The following is a 328-nucleotide window of genomic DNA, read 5'->3' as shown; positions in this document are numbered from 1 at the left end:
CGGCAATGGCGATCTTCACCTTGTCGCGGGACGCCCAACGCAGCAGCTGGCGGATGTCCGCGGCGCGGTCCACCTCCACCACGATGCGGCCTTGGCCGGCCAGGTAACGGCCCAGCGTGCGGCGCCCGGCCGGCGTCAGCAGCGCGTGCGGCGAGTCGGCGGCGACCTGGCCGCGCGCCTCGTCCACCATCTGCTGCAGCAGCATCCACTGCGCAGCGCGCGAGTGTCCGGTCAACTCCACCGCAGCCGACCCCAGGCGCAGGAACAGCGCGCGCGGGCCGAGCGGGTCGGCGCTGCCGTCCAGCCGCATCACACCGCCCTGGCCAGC

General features: G+C 74.7%; 1 protein-coding gene. It reads right to left on the bottom strand.

Features of this window, described 5'->3' with window-relative positions:
* Positions 1–310: hypothetical protein (locus EN850_RS34810; RefSeq protein WP_210238061.1), on the bottom strand; the 310-nt coding region annotated here is incomplete at its 3' end.
* Between the last annotated feature and the right edge of the window lie 18 nt (positions 311–328).

This window comes from Mesorhizobium sp. M8A.F.Ca.ET.207.01.1.1 (assembly GCF_004794715.1).
In the GTDB taxonomy this organism is placed as follows: domain Bacteria; phylum Pseudomonadota; class Alphaproteobacteria; order Rhizobiales; family Rhizobiaceae; genus Mesorhizobium.
Note: the sequence above shows the minus strand (reverse complement) of the source record. Positions and strands in the feature narration are given on the sequence as shown.